General features: G+C 61.8%; 11 protein-coding genes. 4 read left to right on the forward strand and 7 right to left on the reverse strand.

Annotated features, from left to right (window positions below):
* Positions 1-90: 90 nt before the first annotated feature.
* Positions 91-2,799 carry a magnesium-translocating P-type ATPase gene (gene mgtA / locus ACSJLU_RS02445; RefSeq protein ID WP_325978175.1) on the forward strand — a complete coding sequence of 903 codons (2,709 nt, stop codon included), beginning with the start codon at positions 91-93 and terminating at the stop codon, positions 2,797-2,799.
* 143 nt (positions 2,800-2,942) lie between these two features.
* Complete coding sequence (locus ACSJLU_RS02450) at positions 2,943-5,333, forward strand: beta-N-acetylhexosaminidase (RefSeq protein ID WP_342096384.1); 2,391 nt, start codon at positions 2,943-2,945, stop codon at positions 5,331-5,333.
* 36 nt (positions 5,334-5,369) lie between these two features.
* Here the strand turns inward: ACSJLU_RS02450 and ACSJLU_RS02455 are convergent, their stop codons facing one another.
* The 6 genes from ACSJLU_RS02455 to argF all read right to left on the reverse strand — a co-directional run bounded on the left by ACSJLU_RS02455 (position 5,370) and on the right by argF (position 13,591).
* On the reverse strand, positions 5,370-8,354 hold the full coding sequence (locus tag ACSJLU_RS02455) for an amino acid adenylation domain-containing protein (RefSeq protein WP_342096385.1): 2,985 nt from the start codon (positions 8,352-8,354) through the stop codon (positions 5,370-5,372).
* Positions 8,355-8,558: 204 nt separating this feature from the next.
* Positions 8,559-8,945, reverse strand: a complete 387-nt coding sequence (ridA, locus tag ACSJLU_RS02460) for a 2-iminobutanoate/2-iminopropanoate deaminase (protein WP_004933379.1) — start codon at positions 8,943-8,945, stop codon at positions 8,559-8,561.
* Between the two features lie 159 nt (positions 8,946-9,104).
* The gene (pyrI, locus tag ACSJLU_RS02465) at positions 9,105-9,569 is read right to left on the reverse strand and encodes an aspartate carbamoyltransferase regulatory subunit (RefSeq protein ID WP_004933377.1); all 465 of its coding nucleotides are present in this window, start codon (positions 9,567-9,569) and stop codon (positions 9,105-9,107) included.
* A gap of 12 nt (positions 9,570-9,581) precedes the next feature.
* Positions 9,582-10,517, reverse strand: a complete 936-nt coding sequence (gene pyrB / locus ACSJLU_RS02470; RefSeq protein ID WP_025305112.1) for an aspartate carbamoyltransferase — start codon at positions 10,515-10,517, stop codon at positions 9,582-9,584.
* 289 nt (positions 10,518-10,806) lie between these two features.
* Entirely contained in the window at positions 10,807-12,375 is a 1,569-nt protein-coding gene (locus ACSJLU_RS02475; protein ID WP_380827538.1) for an ABC transporter substrate-binding protein, read from the reverse strand.
* Positions 12,376-12,571: 196 nt separating this feature from the next.
* Complete coding sequence (gene argF / locus ACSJLU_RS02480; RefSeq protein ID WP_342096386.1) at positions 12,572-13,591, reverse strand: ornithine carbamoyltransferase; 1,020 nt, start codon at positions 13,589-13,591, stop codon at positions 12,572-12,574.
* A gap of 162 nt (positions 13,592-13,753) precedes the next feature.
* Here argF and rraB point away from each other — a divergent pair, with 162 nt between their 5' ends.
* Together rraB and miaE are read left to right on the forward strand one after the other, a co-directional pair.
* Positions 13,754-14,179 (forward strand): ribonuclease E inhibitor RraB, encoded by a 426-nt coding sequence (gene rraB, locus ACSJLU_RS02485; RefSeq protein ID WP_025305115.1) that lies wholly within the window; start codon positions 13,754-13,756, stop codon positions 14,177-14,179.
* A gap of 178 nt (positions 14,180-14,357) precedes the next feature.
* Entirely contained in the window at positions 14,358-15,122 is a 765-nt protein-coding gene (gene miaE / locus ACSJLU_RS02490) for a tRNA isopentenyl-2-thiomethyl-A-37 hydroxylase MiaE (RefSeq protein WP_015376459.1), read from the forward strand.
* A gap of 15 nt (positions 15,123-15,137) precedes the next feature.
* Here miaE and ACSJLU_RS02495 read toward each other — a convergent pair whose 3' ends face one another.
* A complete protein-coding gene (locus ACSJLU_RS02495) occupies positions 15,138-16,745 on the reverse strand; it encodes a GMC family oxidoreductase (RefSeq protein WP_342096387.1) in 1,608 nt (535 codons plus the stop codon).
* Positions 16,746-16,965 lie beyond the last annotated feature (220 nt).

Raw genomic sequence — 16,965 nt, forward strand, 5'->3', positions numbered from 1 at the left:
GAGGCTTTTTGGCGCACCCGCCATCCGCCCGGCCGATGACGATCCCCGTTTACCCGCTGCCGTGAGGCACCGGGCGACGAGGTGCGAACCATGAAACTGAAAAAACTCCCCCGCCAGCTGCTGGGCCTGTTCGCCCGCGGCCTCCCGCGCCGTTTGGTGCGTCGCGACAGTCTGCTGGACAGCGTCGGCGGCGCTGCGCGCGATATGCCGGCCGGCCTGGCTCAGCAGCGGCTGGCATGCGCCGCCGCAGAAACGATGCAGCTGTTTGAGCGTTTCCACAGCCACCCGGAAGGCATTACCGCCCATGAGGCGGAGCAGGTGCGCCAGCGCTGCGGCGAGAACGTCATCGACGATCAGCAGAAAGAGGCCTGGTGGCAACACCTCTGGCACTGCTACCGCAACCCGTTCAACCTGCTGCTGACCGCGCTCGGCATGATTTCTTACGCCACCGAGGATCTCACCGGCGCCTTGGTGATCGCGCTGATGGTGCTGATCTCCACGCTGCTGAACTTCATCCAGGAGGCACGATCCAACCGGGCGGCCGACGCACTGAAGGCCATGGTGAGCAACACCGCCACGGTGATCCGCAGCGATGCGCTCACCGGCAAGAGTGAGCACGTGGAGCTGCCGATCGCGCAGCTGGTGCCGGGCGACATCATCAAGCTGGCGGCCGGCGACATGATCCCGGCGGATCTGCGCGTGCTGTCGGCCAAGGATCTGTTCATCAGCCAGGCGGCGCTGACCGGTGAATCGCTGCCGGTGGAAAAATCCGCGGCGCCGCAGGCGTTGGCGGCCGATCCGCTCGACTGCCAGAACCTGTGCTTCATGGGCACCAACGTAGTCAGCGGCACCGCGCTGGCGATGGTGATTGGCACCGGCGGCGGCACCTATTTCGGCCAGTTGGCGCAGCGCGTCACCAGCCAGGATGAGCAGCCGAACGCCTTCCAGAGCGGTATCAGCAAGGTCAGCTGGCTGCTGATCCGCTTTATGCTGGTGATGACGCCGATCGTGCTGCTGATCAACGGCTACACCAAGGGCGACTGGTGGGAGGCGGCGCTGTTCGCGCTGTCGGTGGCGGTCGGGTTGACGCCGGAAATGCTGCCGATGATCGTCACGTCGACGCTGGCCAAAGGGGCGGTGAAGCTGTCGCGCCAGAAGGTGATCGTCAAACGCCTGGACGCCATCCAGAACTTCGGCGCGATGGACATTCTGTGCACCGACAAGACCGGCACCCTGACCCAGGACAAGATCGTACTGGAGCGCCACACCGATGTGTTCGGTGCCAGCAGCGAGCGGGTGCTGCGCTACGCCTGGTTGAACAGCTTCTACCAGACCGGGCTGAAAAACCTGCTCGACGTGGCGGTGCTGAGCTGCGCGGAGCAAAATCAGCAGCCGCAGGCGCTGCAAAACTACCGCAAGGTGGATGAGATCCCGTTCGACTTCGTGCGCCGCCGCATGTCGGTGGTGGTGGCCAAAGACAACGAGTATCACGAGCTGGTGTGCAAGGGCGCGCTGGAAGAGATGCTGGCGATTTGCAGCCACGTGCGCCACGAAGACGAGGTTATCCCGCTGAGCGAGGCGCTGCTGGCGAGGATCCGCCGCATCACCGACGATCTCAACCAGCAGGGGCTGCGGGTGGTGGCGGTGGCCAACAAGATCCTGCCGGCGCAAACCCATGAATACGGCGTGGCGGACGAGTCGGATCTGATCCTCGAAGGCTACGTCGCCTTCCTCGATCCGCCGAAGGAAAGCACCGCGCCGGCGCTGGCGGCGCTGAAACAGAACGGCGTCACGGTGAAGATCCTCACCGGCGACAACGAACTGGTGGCCGCCAAAGTGTGCCGTGACGTCGGGCTCGAGGCCGATCATCTGCTGCGCGGCAGCGAGATCGAGCAGATGGACGACGAGCAGCTGGCGCAGGCGGCGGCGCGCACCACGGTGTTCGCCAAGCTGACGCCGCTGCACAAGGAGCGCATCGTCAAACTGCTGCGCCGCCAGGGGCACGTGGTGGGCTTTATGGGCGACGGCATCAACGACGCGCCGGCGCTGCGCGCGGCAGATATCGGCATCTCCGTCGATTCGGCGGTGGATATCGCCAAGGAAGCGGCGGACATCATCCTGCTGGAAAAAAGCCTGATGGTGCTGGAGCAGGGGGTGATCGAAGGGCGCCGCACCTTCGCCAACATGCTGAAATACATCAAGATGACCGCCAGCTCCAACTTCGGCAACGTGTTCAGCGTGCTGATCGCCAGCGCCTTCCTGCCGTTCCTGCCGATGTTGCCGCTGCACCTGTTGATTCAGAACCTGATGTACGACATCTCGCAGATCGCCATCCCGTTCGATAACGTCGATGACGATCAGATCACCCAGCCGCAGCGCTGGAACTCCGCCGATCTGGGGCGATTTATGGTGTTCTTTGGGCCGATCAGTTCGATCTTCGACGTGCTGACCTTCAGCCTGATGTGGTGGGTATTCAAGGCCAACACGCCGGAAATGCAGACGCTGTTCCAGTCCGGCTGGTTCGTGGAAGGGCTGCTGTCGCAAACGCTGATCGTGCACATGATCCGCACGCGCAAAATTCCGTTTATCCAGAGCCGCCCGTCCTGGCCGCTGTGCATCATGACGCTGGCGGTGATCGCCACCGGCATCGGCCTGGTGTTCTCGCCGCTGGCCGGCTTCCTGCAGCTGCAGGCGCTGCCGCTCGGTTACTTCCCGTGGCTGGTGCTGATCCTCGCCGGTTACATGGTGCTGACCCAGTGCGTGAAAGGCTGGTTCGTGCGCCGCTACGGCTGGCAATAACCCGTTCGCCCCCTCCGGCCGGGAGGGGGCAACTGTGATCCCGTCCGCTTTTTCACCGCAACGGTTGGACATCTGTTCTGTGCTGAGTCTTTATCTACAGCGTTGGCTGTTTTTATTGATGTTTTTCCTCTGAGGAATTTCCGATGCACAGACCTTTCCGTTATACGCTACTGGCTTCATCGTTATGGTTTTCTTGCGGCGCGCTGGCGCAGCCGGCGGGTGATTTGCCGCTGATGCCCTGGCCGCAGCAGGTGGAAGTGACGCAACCGGCGGGCAAGCTGGTGCTGGATCGCCGATTGTCTCTGACGCTGCAGGGTGATGATTTGGGCGACGCGCTGCCGCGCTGGCGCCAGCGCATCGAGTTGCAGACCGGCTGGACGCTGGCGCTGAGGGAAGAAGCAAACGGCGCGGCGATCAAAGTGGTGATCAAGGACCGGGTGGCGGCGCAGCCGCTGCCGGGCAGCGATGAGAGCTACCGGCTGGCGGTCACGCCGCAGGGCGCCACGCTGACCGCCAACACTCGCTTTGGCGCGCTGCGCGGCATGGAGACCCTGCTGCAGCTGCTGCAGACCGACGGGCAAAACACTTTCCTGCCATTGGTGGATATTCGCGACGTGCCGCGTTTTCCGTGGCGCGGCGTGCTGCTGGATTCGGCGCGCCATTTCCTGCCGCTGCCGGACATTCTGCGCCAGCTTGACGGCATGGCGGCGGCCAAGCTCAACGTATTCCACTGGCACCTGACCGACGATCAGGGCTGGCGCTTCGCCTCCGAGCATTACCCCAAATTGCAGCAGCAGGCCAGCGACGGCCTGTTTTACACCCGTGAGCAAATGCGGCAGGTGGTGGCTTACGCCACGGCGCGCGGCATTCGCGTGGTGCCGGAGATCGACATGCCGGGGCACGCCTCCAGCATCGCGGTGGCCTATCCCGATCTGATGAGCGCGCCGGGGCCGTATCGCATGGAGCGCGAGTGGGGCGTGCATAAGCCGACGCTCGATCCAACCCGCGACGAGGTGTATCAGTTTGTCGATGCGATCGTCGGCGAGCTGGCGGCGATCTTCCCCGATCCTTATCTGCACATCGGCGGCGACGAAGTGGACGCCAGCCAGTGGCGGGCATCGCCGTCGATTCAGGCGTTTATGCAGCAGAACGGGCTGGCGGATACCCATGCGCTGCAGGCCTACTTCAACCAGAAGCTGGAAAAGATCCTCGAGAAGCACCAGCGGCAGATGGTCGGTTGGGACGAGATCTACCATCCGTCGCTGCCGCGCTCGATCGTCATTCAATCCTGGCAGGGGCAAGACTCGCTGGGCGCCAGCGCGCAGGACGGCTATCAGGGCATCCTCTCCACCGGTTTCTACCTCGATCAGCCGCAAAGCACCGCCTATCACTACCGCAATGAAATTCTGCCGCAGCCGCTGGGGGTTGAGACGGCGGTGCAACCCGGCGAGCAGGCGCAAAGCTGGCGTTTCAGCATGCCGCGTCTGAAGGGTAGCGCGGTGGAGGGCAGCTTCACGCTGATCGAGGGCAAGCAGGGCTGGCGCGGCTTTATCGATTTCAACGGCAAGTCGCGCCGCGCGGTGCACGACATCGTCTGGCGCACGCCGCAGCAGGTGACGTTCCGCGTCGATACCTGGATGGGCGATACGCGGCCGGTGGTCACGCTGCAGCAGGACAAGCTCAGCGGCTATACGCTGGTCGGCAACGTGCGTTACCCCACCAGCGGCGACAAGCTGGCGGCGACGCCGGCGGGCAAGATGCCGGTGGTGCCGGACGAGAAAGGGCAGGCCAATATTCTCGGCGGGGAAGCGGCGCTGTGGGCGGAAAACGTGCGCGCGCCGCTGATCGATCTCAAGCTGTGGCCGCGCGCCTTCGCGGTGGCGGAGCGGCTGTGGTCGGCGCAGGACGTCACCGATGAGAACAACATGTACCGGCGGCTGGCGGCGATCGACGCCTGGTCGGTGGTGTCGGTCGGCCTGCAGCAGCACGCGGAAACGGCGCGCGAATTCACCCGGCTGAGCAACAGCGTGCAGATCGCGCCGCTGCAGATCCTGGCCGAGGCGGTGGAACCGGCGCAGTATTACACCCGCCAGCACCTGAAGTTCCAGGCCGGCAACTATCACCAGTTCGAACCGCTGAACCGCTTTGCCGATGCGCTGCCGCCGGAGAGCGGCGCGGTGCGTGACATGCATGCCCAGGTTGCGGCTTTGCTGAAGGATAAGCGCGATAAGGCGGCGGCGCAGGCGCTGCGCGAACGGCTGCAGCGCTGGCAGGCGAACGGCGCGGCGCTGCAAACGGCGATCGCGGGCAACCGCACGCTGCGGGAGCTGGCGCCGGTGGCGCAGGACGTCGATGCCCTGGCCGCATTGGGGTTAACGCTGCTGGATCGCCATCAGCAGGACAAACCGCTGAGCCGGGCCGAGGCCGAACAAGCGCAGCGCCGGCTGGATGCGGCGGCGCAGACGCGCGACGAAGTGGTGATTGCCGCGGTGTACCCGCTGGAGGCGCTGCTGCGGGGGCTTAAAACGGAGTGAGGGTGACGGGGCTCGGCCAGTTGAGCCCCGGTTTCATTACGCCTGTAGCGACAGCGGCGCATACCCGATGGCGTGCTGCAGGTAATTCAGCAGCAGCTGGCGGGTGAAGCGCGGCTCATCGATACCGCTGCCCTGCAGGAAGCGTTGCAGGTTGCTGCAGTCCCACCGATAGGTGTCTTGATAGAGCTCCACCGTCGATAGCTCGTCCACCATAGGATCCTTGAACAGGCTGAGCAGCGGGTACAGCGGCGCGTCGCTGTCGTTTTCCCATTGGGCCCGCCACTGTGCGAAGGGCAAGGGACGAAAACGATAACCGAACTCGCGCTCCAGCAGGCTGAAAAACTCACGCAGCGTCAGATTATTGTCACCTTGATGGATCAGGTTGAATTTCTGCCCCAGCGCCTGCGGATTGCGAGAGACGTGGGCGATGGCCCGGGTCATGTAATCCACCGTGGTCAACCCTTCGCGCATATCCCGTAAATCCGGCACCGTGCCGCTGCTGATGCAGGTTTTCACCAGCCGTCCCCACCATTGATAATCGGCGTTGACGCCGGTACGGCTGTGGCAGGTGGCGTAGCCCAGGCGGAAGGTCATCAGCGGCAGGCCTTGCGCCGCCGCCAAATCGGCAATTTTCTCCATCACCCATTTGCTGCGCACGTAGCCGATATCGCGGCTGACCGCCGGCAGGTTTTGGTCGATATCGTCGCTTTCCCGCATCACCCGCTTGCCGGTGTGCAGATGCCCCCAGCTGTATACGGAGATGGTCGACAGCAGCATCAGCGGCTTGGTGCGGCTATGCGCCGCGAAGCGAATGATTTCCCGCAGGCCCTGCACGTTGTCGCGCTTCATGTAGGCGTAAGGCTGGATAAAATTCACCGCGCTGGCCGAATGGTAAATCAGATCGATATCTCGGCTTAACGCCCTGTAGGCCGCCGGCGTCAGCGAAAAGTCGTGTTCCGCTACGTTGCCAGGCACGATATGAATGCGTGCGTGCTGGCTGGCGTTCAGCGCGATCCGGTAGCGCTGCAGCACCGCCTCCAGCCGCTGTCTCGGCGGCAGTTTGGCGCCGTCGCGCACCAGACAGTACAGCTCGGCGTCGGTGGTGCGCAGCAGATCGGCCAACAGATGCGCGCCGACGAAGCCGGTGGCGCCGGTCAGCAAAATGGCGCGCGGCGCGCTGATTTGCCGCGGATCGAACGTCGGATCGATGACGAGATCCGACGGCAAATAAACATCATCCTGCAAGGCACGCGCTTCGCCTTGCCGCTGTGTCGGTTGCCGGTCTCTGCGTTGTGCCAGTGCCTGCGCCAGGGCGCCCAGAGTGGGATATTCATAGATGTCGTGCACCGAAGTCTCGACGGCAAATGCCTCGGCCAGCGCCGCCATCAGTTTGGCCGCCAACAGCGAATGGCCGCCCAGCGAGAAAAAATCATCGTCGGCTGCGGGCTGTTCCACTTTCAGCAGCGAGCGCCAGAGATCGGCGACGACGCGCTGGTCGGCGGTCAGCGGCTGCGCAACGCCGACACTGACGCTGACCGGTTGGTAATGCGCCAACAGAGCCGCTTTGTCGATCTTGCCGTTGTTGTTCAGCGGCATGTGTTCCAGTAAACGATAATCGGCGGGCAGAAATGCGGTGGGCAGCGTTTCTTTCAGTTTCTGTCGGACGCGTGCGGTCACGTTTTCGCTGTCACTCTCCGCGATCAGAAACGCCACGATTTTCTTGCCCAGCGGATCGTCAGCCATTGCCACGGCGGCCACCGCTTTACGGACGCCCGCAACCTGCAGCATGGCGTTTTCGATTTCGCCCAGTTCAATGCGATTGCCGCGGATTTTGACCTGATCGTCGATACGGCCCAGATATTGAATGCGGCCATCCGCCAGCCAACGAGCCCGATCGCCGCTGCGGTACAGGCGCAATCCGGCGAAGTGAGGCGGGGTGATGAAGCGCTCGGCGGTCAACGCCGGATTGTTCAGGTAGCCACGGGCCAGACAGCGACCGCTGATATACAGCTCGCCGGGGCGATCGCCGATCACGGGCTGCAGTTGGTCATCGAGGATGAAGATTTCGGTATCGCCGATGGGCCGCCCAATGCTGGCGGGCGGGTTTTGCGTGGCGCAAGCCACCCGGTTGCAGGTGGCGAATATGGTGGCTTCCGTCGGGCCGTAGTAGTCGATCAATGAATAATCGATGCCGCGCAGATCGACCGGATGAAGTTTCTCCCCTGAGCTGAACAGATACCGCAGCGCCAGATTGGCCGGTTGCGGCGCGCCGACCACTTCGGCAACCAGTACGGCGGGCAGGCTGGCGTGGGTAATGCCCTGTTCGGCAAAGTAGGCCAGCAGGACTTCCGGCTGCAGGCGAGCGTCTTCCGGGGGGAGATACAATGTGCCGCCGCTGGTCAGAGGCGACCAGATCTCCCATTGCGCGACGTCGAAACTCAAGCCGGCGATCAGCGTAGAACGACTTTCGGCATCCATGGCGAATTGCTTGTTATGCCAGAGAATTAAATTCAGCAGTGACTGATGTTCTATCAGCACACCTTTCGGTTTGCCGGTGGTGCCTGAAGTGAAAATGAGATAAACGATGGCATCGGGGGACGGAGAAATTAACGTTATATTCTCCTGCGAAGAAGTTGATATATTATCAATATAAATAATATCCTCGCTGAAGTTATTTTCCGAAAGCGCTATCGTCGCGTTGCTAGCGAGTATTAAAGGGGAACCGCTTTGCGTGACGATATCCTGTATTCTTTTTTCCGGGTAACGGGCGTCGATGGGAATATAGCCTGCGCCGGCTTTGACGATCGCCAACATACCGATCAGCATTTCCGGCGTGCGCAGCGTGACGAGCGGCACATAGCTGTCGGGCGCCACGCCCCGCCGTAGCAACAGCGCGCACAGTGCGCTGCTGGTTTCATCCAATTGACGGTAGGTCAGGTGTTTATTATCGCCGACGACGGCGGTTTTTTCCGGATAACGGGAAACTTGTTGGATAAAATAATCCAATACGCTAGGTGCCATGGTTATCTCCTGTCATTATTCACGAAGTGAACGAAATGAAACAGCAATGACCCGGCCGGGTGAAAAACAATTATAGGCGTATTTTTATTGAGGAATTGTAAATGTGAACGATATTACGCTATCGCTATAAATTAATTGGGTTAATAAAATGATTATCAATAAAAACGGCCAGTCTGCACTGGCCGTGATTCGCATGCGTGTCGATTAACGACGCACGGCGATGGCTTCGATTTCGATCTTCACGTCTTTCGGCAGACGCGCCACTTCTACGCAAGAGCGGGCCGGGAACGGCGCGCTGTGCTCGGTGAAGAAGGCTTCGTACGCGGCGTTGACGGTGGCGAAGTCGTTCAGGTCTTTCACGAATACGGTGGTTTTCACGATGTCGGCAACGATCAGGCCGGCGGCTTCGACGATCGCTTTAACGTTTTCCAGCGACTGGCGCGCCTGTGCGGCGACGTCGTCGGCGACGGCGCCGGTTTTCGGATCGACCGGGATCTGGCCGGAAGTGATGATCATGCTGCCCAGATCAACGCCCTGCACGTAAGGACCAATGGCTGCCGGGGCGAGTTCAGTGCTGATATTACGTGACATGTTTTCTCCTGATAGACCCGTTGTCTTTCACGCCGCCGCGCGGTCGGCCGCAGCGTAAAATTCGGTGGGTAGCAACGTGGGTAGAGTAATTTTCAGAGGTCCCATTATAGGGCGTCACCGGGAGAATGACAGCGCCATCTCCCGGCGCCCATGCCGGGCTTAGTCTGCCTGCAGTACCACCTGATGCTCGAACTCTTTTTCGCAGTAGCGGCATTTCAGGTGCACTTCGCCGCCGCGCGATTTGACGCTGAAGCTCGACGCCACCGGCTCGCTGCGGCTGATGCAGTTGCCGTTCGGGCAGGTCAGCACGCCGTCGATGTGGTCCGGCAGGCTGAGGGTCAGCTTGCGTACCACTTCATAGTTGTCGATGCGGTTTACCGTGGCCTTCGGCGCGTACATCGCCAGCTGGTTAGCCTGCTGCTCGGTCAGGAAGGTGTTCTCGATCTTGATCAGATCCTTGCGGCCCAGCTCGTTGGAGGGCAGGTTCAGGCCGATGGTGATGCGCTGGTCGGTGGCGGTCAGCTTGAACAGCGTCAGCAGCTTGAAACCGATCTGCGCCGGAATGTGGTCGATCACCGTGCCGCATTTGATCGCTTCGACCTGCAGTTTGTTGTCGTGAGTCATGGCGGTTCCCCCTTAAAGAGCCAAATCTGCGTTGAGCACCAGCGCCAGCAGCGCCTGACGGGCGAAGATGCCGTTGCCCGCCTGCTGGAAGTAGTAAGCGTGCGGCGTTTTATCCACGTCGGTGGCGATCTCGTCGATGCGCGGCAGCGGGTGCAGCACCTTAAGGTTGGTGCGCGCGCCGGTCAGATCCGCGGCGCGCAGCACGAACTGCGCCTTCACGTTGGCGTACTCGGAAGGATCGAGGCGCTCTTTCTGCACCCGGGTCATGTAGAGAATATCCAGCTCCGGCACCACTTCTTCAATGCTGCTGTGCAGGCTGTACTCGATGCCTTTCTCTTCCAGCATTTTCAGTATGTAGGCCGGCATCGCCAGCGCGTCCGGGGCAATGAAGTAGAAGCGGTTGCCTTCGAATTTGGCCAGCGCCTGGGTGAGCGAGTGCACGGTGCGGCCGTATTTCAGGTCGCCGACCATGGCGATGCTGAGGTTGCTCAGGCGCCCCTGGGTTTCCTGGATGGTGAACAGATCCAGCAGGGTCTGGGTCGGGTGCTGGTTGGCGCCGTCGCCGGCGTTGAGCACCGGCACGTTGCCGGAGAACTCCGAGGCCATGCGCGCTGCGCCTTCCTGCGGATGGCGCATCACGATGGCGTCCACATAGGTGCTGATCACCGAGATGGTGTCGGCCAGGGTTTCGCCTTTCTTGCCGAGCGAGGTGTTGCTGCCGTCGGCGAAACCGACCACCGAGGCGCCGAGGCGGTGCATCGAGGTTTCGAACGACAGGCGGGTACGGGTCGAGGCTTCAAAGAAGCAGCTGGCGATCACCTTGTGTTTCAACAGCTCCGGCTGCGGGTTGGCTTTCAGACCGGCGGCGGTGCGCAGCACCAGCTCCAGATCCTCGCGGCTGAGATCGTTAATAGAGATGATGTGTTTGTGATACAGCGGGTTGGCCATTTTTCACTCCTCCTCGACGCGTGCCCGTGGCGCGGGACTTTTTAAGGCAAAAAAAAGCCCCTCAATGAGGGGCTTGAAAAGATCGGTTTAGCAACAGGAGAAACAACGGCAGCTGGCCGCCGATAGGCAGTCGGTTTTGTCGATTGCGGCTAACAAAACAAACGTCGTTTTTCATGCTTTCTCCTGGCAAATTGTGGCGCATTATACTCGCGCTTTTCGCCACTGCAAGCGTTAAAACGCCGTTTTTTGCCGCCCCGCAATCGATTGGCCGGCGATGGCCGCTCGCCGGCTATTTGCTGACGCGATCGTAGTAGACCATGTCGGCGTTCAACCCTTGTTGATAGCCTTTGACGTTGTCGCGCAGCACCACTTCGGTTTTAGCCTGATCAATAAACACGTACGGCGAACTGCGCTGCAGCTCCTGCTGCATGGCGGTGTACAGCGCGCGGCGCTTGGCTGGATCGGCTTCGGCCAGCGCCGCCAGCGTCTGCTTATTCAACTGCGGGATCTGCCAGCCGTTCAGCCCGGCCACCGTGCTGCTTTTGCCGTCGTTGTAGGCGAAGGCGCTGGCGTTGGAGTGGGCGTCGAAGTAATCCGGGATCCACAGCCGGATCGCCGCCTGATGCTGCCTGGCGCGCACGCGTGAGTAAACCTGGCTGCCCGCGGCCGGCAGCAGTTCGATCTTCACACCGGCGGCGGCGAAGCTGCCCTGCAGCGCCTGCGCGATGGTGATGAACTGCGGTTTGTTCTCTACGTCCAGCGTAAAGGCGGCGTGGGTGATGCCCGCCTTGGCCAGGATGGCTTTCGCTTTAGCCGGATCGTAGCTGAATGGGTTGGTCTCCAGCGCGCCCGGCAGCCCGACCGGCAGGAAGCTCTGGTGCACGAAGTATTGGCCCTTCAGCAGATCCTTCGTGATGCCCTGATAATCCACCAGATAGCGCGCCGCTTCCCAGAAGGCCGGGTTGTTCAGCAGCGGATTGGCGCCGTTGCCGGTGTTGAACACCAGGTAGTTTTGCTCGGCGGACGGGATCTCCAGCACCTTGACGCCCGGCTGGTTCTTCAGCGTGTCGGTCTGATCGGCGCCGAGTTCGCGGGCGATATCAGCGTCGCCCTGCTGGATCAGCAGGCGGCGGGTGGCCGGATCCGGTACGTTTTTAATGATGATGTTTTTCAGCTGCGGCTTGTCGCCCGGCGAGGTGGGGTTGGCATCCAGCACGATCGCCTGATGCGGCTGATAGACGCGCATCTTGAACGGGCCGCTGCCGGCGGAGTGCATTTTCAGCCAGGCGTTGCCGAAGTCGCCGTCTTTGACGTTGGCCAGCGCCGCCTTGCTGTCGACGATCGAGGCGATCGGCGTCGAGAGGATATTCAGCGCCACCGCCGGGCTGACGTCCGCCGTCCAGCGCAGCTGCACGGTATGGTCGTCGATCTTCTTCAGCTGCGCGTCGATGTTGTCCGGCTGCCAGCCGAGCACGTTGAGGATGAACGCCGGCGACTTGTTCATTTTCACCGCGCGGCTGTAAGAGAAGATCACGTCGTCGGCGGTCAGCGGATTGCCGGAGGCAAACGCCGCCTGCGGCCGCAGTTTCACCGTCAGCGTTTTAGCCGCCGCATCGCCCTGCCAGCTTTCCGCCAGCACCGGCGCCACCTTGGCTGGATCGTCGCGATCCGCCTGCACCAGCCGCTGATACAGGCTGGGCACCGTCTGGATGCTGGAGAGTTCGTTGGCTTCCGCCGGATCGAGGCTGACGATGTCATCCAGCGATTGCACCACTACCAGCGTATTCGGCGGCGTGGCGGCTAACGCGGCGGCGGGCAGGGCGGCGAGCAGGAACAGCGGCAAGAGTTTGGTTTTCATCGGTGTGTATCCCCTGAAGGCGCCGCAAGGCGGCGCTGAGAACGGTTTGTTATCGTTGGTTTTTATGGCGCGGGCGCCGTCGGCCTGTCACGGTAGAACCTTTGCCGGCGGCGGGCAAAGGTCAATCCGCTATTTGATATTCCAGGAATATATTAGCCGCCCTGGCCGGGGGCGCCAGGGCGGAGGGGGAGGCGTGTCAGAGGGTTTCGCTCAGCGTGGCGACCAGCACCGCCTTGATGGTGTGCAGCCGGTTTTCCGCCTGATCGAACACCACGCTGTGCGCCGATTCGAACACCTCGTCGGTCACTTCCATGCCGCCGTGCAGGTCGTACTGCTGCGCCATCTGCTTGCCGAGCGTGGTTTGGTCGTCGTGGAAAGCCGGCAGGCAGTGCAGGAACTTCACGTTCGGGTTGCCGGTCAGCTTCAGCATCGCCATGTTGACCTGATACGGCCGCAGCAGCGCGATACGTTCCTGCCAGGTCTCTTTCGGTTCACCCATCGACACCCACACGTCGGTGTAGAGGAAGTCGGCGTCTTGCACCCCTTCGGCGATGTCTTCGGTCAGGGTGAGTTTCGCGCCGGTTTGCTGCGCCAGCGCCTGGCATTCGGCCACCAGCTCCGGCTGCGGCCAGCAGGCCTTCGGCGCCACCAGCCGCAGATCCATACCCGCCAGCGCGGCGGCTTCCAGCAGCGTGTTGCCCATGTTGTTGCGCGCATCGCCGACGTACGCCAGCTTCACCTCACTCAGCGCCTTGCCCGGCAGGTGTTCCTGCACGGTGAGCAGATCCGCCAGCAATTGGGTGGGGTGGAACTCGTCGGTCAGGCCGTTCCACACCGGCACGCCGGCGTGCTGCGCCAGGGTTTCTACCAGCGCCTGGCCGTAGCCGCGGTATTGAATACCGTCGTACAGGCGGCCCAGCACCCGGGCGGTGTCTTTCATCGACTCTTTATGGCCGACCTGGCTGCCGCTTGGACCGAGATAGGTCACCTGCGCACCCTGATCGAATGCGGCAACTTCGAAAGAGCATCGCGTGCGGGTCGAGTCTTTTTCGAAGATGAGCGCAATGTTTTTGCCCTGCAGCCGGCGCTGTTCCTGCCCCTGCTTCTTGGCCTGTTTCAGATCGGCCGAAAGCCGCAGCAGCGCCTGCAGCTCGGCGGGGGTGAAATCCATTAACCTCAGAAAGTGACGTTGGTAGAACGCATTGCCGGTGCTCATAGTCCGATTCCCTGATTGTGTAATTGAATTAAAATTCACTTTATATGTATGAATATTCAATTTCAACCCCAGCGAGGAAATCTTTCACGTTTATCGTGGAAGCAATGTCGGCGGTGTGTGAAAATAGAAGGAATGAAGGCCATTTGACTTGAGGATATAGGCATGGCAAACCGCGAATTGCTGGAAGAACAACGTGAAGAGACCCGCCTGATCATCGAAGAACTGCTGGAAGACGGCAGCGATCCGGACGCGCTCTACACCATCGAGCACCATCTGTCCGCCGAGAAATTTGAGGTTCTGGAGCAGGCCGCCGTTGAAGCCTTCAAGCTGGGCTACGAAGTGACCGACGCCGAAGAGCTGGAAGTGGAAGACGGTTCGATGGTGATGTGCTGCGACGTGATCAGCGAAGTCGGCCTGAACGCCGAGCTGATCGACGCTCAGGTAGAACAGCTGGTGGCGCTGGCGGAGCGCTGCGGCGTCAACTACGACGGCTGGGGCACCTACTTCGAAGATCCGAACGGTGAAGACGGTGAGGATGACGAAGACGGCGACTACATCGACGAAGACGACGACGGCAAACGCCACTGATTAACCCCGCTTATTCACATGGGCCGGTTCTCGCCGGCCCCTGATATCCCCGTCGTCTTTCAAGCTGCAGCGTTGTTGGCTGCACTCTCTCACCCCAGTCACTTACCTGAGTAAGCTCCTGGGGATGAGTGAGCTGGCCGCCTAGCTGCAACTTGAAATACATAGGGCAATGAAGCCGATGACATACCAATCCCTGTTAGCCCCGATTTTAAGCTTCCTGCACTGTGAAACTCCCGACGCCTGGATCGACGCCGCGCGCCGTCCGGAAAACCTGCAGCTGTTGCTGACCGACCACCTGGTGTGCGAGCTGAAGGCCGCGCAGACCGGCATGTGGCTGATCCGCCGCTATGTGGCGGACAAAGAGAGCGGCGACGCGCTGTTGGCGCTGCTGCGGCCCTACGAGGCGTTTCTGCACGAAGCGCAGGGCGCGCCCGACACGCTGTTCCGCCAAGGCCAGTTCACCCGCAAGATCCTACCGAAAAACGGCTCGGCCTACGGCCAGGATCTGGCGGATCGCATGGTGCTGTTGATCAAGGAAGAGCTGCATCACTTCTCGCAGGTGCTGGAGATCATGCAGGCACGCGGGATCCCATATCGTAAGATCACCGCCAGCCGCTACGCCAAGGGGATGATCCGCGAGATCCGCACTCACGATCCGGCGACGCTGATCGACAAACTGATCTGTGGCGCCTACATCGAAGCGCGATCCTGCGAACGCTTCGCCAAACTGGCGCCGCACCTGGACGATGAGCTGAACCGCTTTTACGTTTCGCTGCTGCGATCCGAAGCGCGGCATTACCAGGACTACCTGACATTGGCCGAGCAGATCGCCGGCGGCGACATCAGCGAACGGGTGGCGCATTTCGGCCGCCTCGAAGCTGAGCTGATCCTGTCGCCGGACAGCGAGCTGCGTTTCCACAGCGGCGTGCCCGCCGCCGCCTGACGTTGAAGCGCGCCCTTACTGCGGCGCGCCCAGCAACAGATCCACCGCCTTTTCCGCCAGCATGATGGTCGGCGCATTGGTGTTGCCGCTGGTGAGCTGCGGCATCACCGAGCAGTCGATCACCCGCAGCCGTTCAAAACCGTGCACCCGCAGCTGCGGATCGGTCACCGCGTCCTGTGGCGACGGCCCCATGCGGCAACTGCCCACCGGGTGATACACCGTCTTGCAGAAGTTGCGCACGAACTCTTCCAGCTGAGCTTCGTTGCGTGTCCACTCCGGCTGCGGCATCAGCAGGTCTTTGATCAGCGGCTTCAGCGCCGCGGTTTGCAGGAAATCCAGGCCGAACTTCACCGCGCGCACGCTGCCGGCCAGATCGTCCGGGTGGCCGAGGTAGTTGGCGTGCAGCTTGACCGGATCGCGCGGGTTGCTGCTGCGCAGCTGCACTTCGCCGCGCGCCTTCGGCTGCAGGTAGCCGACCTTGAGCGTGAAGCCGTGAATGTTCGGCAGCGGCTCGCCGGGCACGTCGTCCCAGCTGTCCAGCAGCGGCAGGAAGTGGATCTGCACGTCCGGCCGGCCGTCGCCCTGGCTGTCGGTGAAGGCGGCGCCTTCCAGCACGTTGGATGAGAGCACGCCGCTGCGAAACGCCAGCCACTGCGCGCCGTGGCTCAGCGCCTGCAGGCCGCGATCGGCGCCGAACAGGCTGATCGGCTCGCGGGTGCTGACGTTGATCGACATGTGCAGATGGTCGTGGAAGTTTTTGCCCACCGGCAGATCCGCCCGCACCTCGATGCCCAGCTGCTGCAGGTGGTCGCGCGGGCCGATGCCGGACAGCATCAGCAGCTTCGGCGAACCGACCGCGCCGGCGCTGACGATCACCTCTTTGGTGGCGCGCGCGGTGACTTCCGCGCCGCCGTTCTGGCTGTAGACCACGCCGGTGGCGACGTTGCCCTCGAAGGTCAGCCGATGCGCCAGGGCGTTCAGTTTCACCACCAGCCGCCGTTCGTCCCGCACCGCCTTCAGGTAGGTGCGGGCGGTGCTGGCGCGTTCGCCGTTGTGGGTGGTGGTTTGGTAGAAACCGACGCCGTGCTGGCTGTCGCCGTTGAAGTCGTTGCGATAGGGCAGGTTCAGCTCCTGGCCGGCGCGGATAAACGCCATGCTCAGCGGGTGGCGGTAGCGGTTTTCGCTGACCGGCAGCAGCCCGTCGGCGCCGTGGTAGTCGTCGGACAGGCTTTCATTGGCCTCGGCGCGTTTGAAGTAGGGCAGCACCTCCCGGTAGCTCCAGCCGGTGCAGCCGTAGCGTTCGGCCCAGTCGTCGTAGTCCTGCGGCTGGCCGCGCAGGTAGATCATACCGTTGACCGAACTGCTGCCGCCCAGCACCTTGCCCTGCGCGATCTGCATGCGGCGGTTATTTGCATGAGGTTCCGGTTCCGTCTCGTAGGGCCAGCTTTTTTTGGCGATGATCTTGGCCACCCCGGCCGGCATCTTGATAAACAGGTTATTGTCGTCGCCGCCGGCTTCCAGCAGCAGCACCCGCGCCTGGGTGCGGCGGATCAGCTGCGCCGCCAGCACGCAGCCGGCGGAACCGGCGCCGACGATGATGTAATCAAAGGTATTTTCCGACATGACAGCTCTCCGTGCGCGATTGGGATACTGGCAGAGTAGCGCGGGGGGAAAAACGGTCAATTTGCGATCGTTAATTTATTAACGAACTTCACATTAAATTTACATCATGGTTTTTAACGTCAGTTTATCTGCTTGAAAAACGGCGTTATAGCGAGTTTTACTGATTGATTGCGATATTAATAAAATGGCGCAGCACGCTGTGCCATGATAGAGATACGGG

It is taken from the genome of Serratia bockelmannii (assembly GCF_051803255.1).
Taxonomy (GTDB): domain Bacteria; phylum Pseudomonadota; class Gammaproteobacteria; order Enterobacterales; family Enterobacteriaceae; genus Serratia; species Serratia bockelmannii.

Excerpts from the sequence above, each read along its gene's own strand:
- mgtA (WP_325978175.1), top strand. The coding sequence starts at position 91 with ATGAAACTGAAAAAACTCCCCCGCCAGCTGCTGGGCCTGTTCGCCCGC.
- ACSJLU_RS02450 (WP_342096384.1), top strand. The coding sequence starts at position 2,943 with ATGCACAGACCTTTCCGTTATACGCTACTGGCTTCATCGTTATGGTTT.
- ACSJLU_RS02455 (WP_342096385.1), bottom strand. The coding sequence starts at position 8,354 with ATGGCACCTAGCGTATTGGATTATTTTATCCAACAAGTTTCCCGTTAT.
- ridA (WP_004933379.1), bottom strand. The coding sequence starts at position 8,945 with ATGTCACGTAATATCAGCACTGAACTCGCCCCGGCAGCCATTGGTCCT.
- pyrI (WP_004933377.1), bottom strand. The coding sequence starts at position 9,569 with ATGACTCACGACAACAAACTGCAGGTCGAAGCGATCAAATGCGGCACG.
- pyrB (WP_025305112.1), bottom strand. The coding sequence starts at position 10,517 with ATGGCCAACCCGCTGTATCACAAACACATCATCTCTATTAACGATCTC.
- ACSJLU_RS02475 (WP_380827538.1), bottom strand. The coding sequence starts at position 12,375 with ATGAAAACCAAACTCTTGCCGCTGTTCCTGCTCGCCGCCCTGCCCGCC.
- argF (WP_342096386.1), bottom strand. The coding sequence starts at position 13,591 with ATGAGCACCGGCAATGCGTTCTACCAACGTCACTTTCTGAGGTTAATG.
- rraB (WP_025305115.1), top strand. The coding sequence starts at position 13,754 with ATGGCAAACCGCGAATTGCTGGAAGAACAACGTGAAGAGACCCGCCTG.
- miaE (WP_015376459.1), top strand. The coding sequence starts at position 14,358 with ATGACATACCAATCCCTGTTAGCCCCGATTTTAAGCTTCCTGCACTGT.
- ACSJLU_RS02495 (WP_342096387.1), bottom strand. The coding sequence starts at position 16,745 with ATGTCGGAAAATACCTTTGATTACATCATCGTCGGCGCCGGTTCCGCC.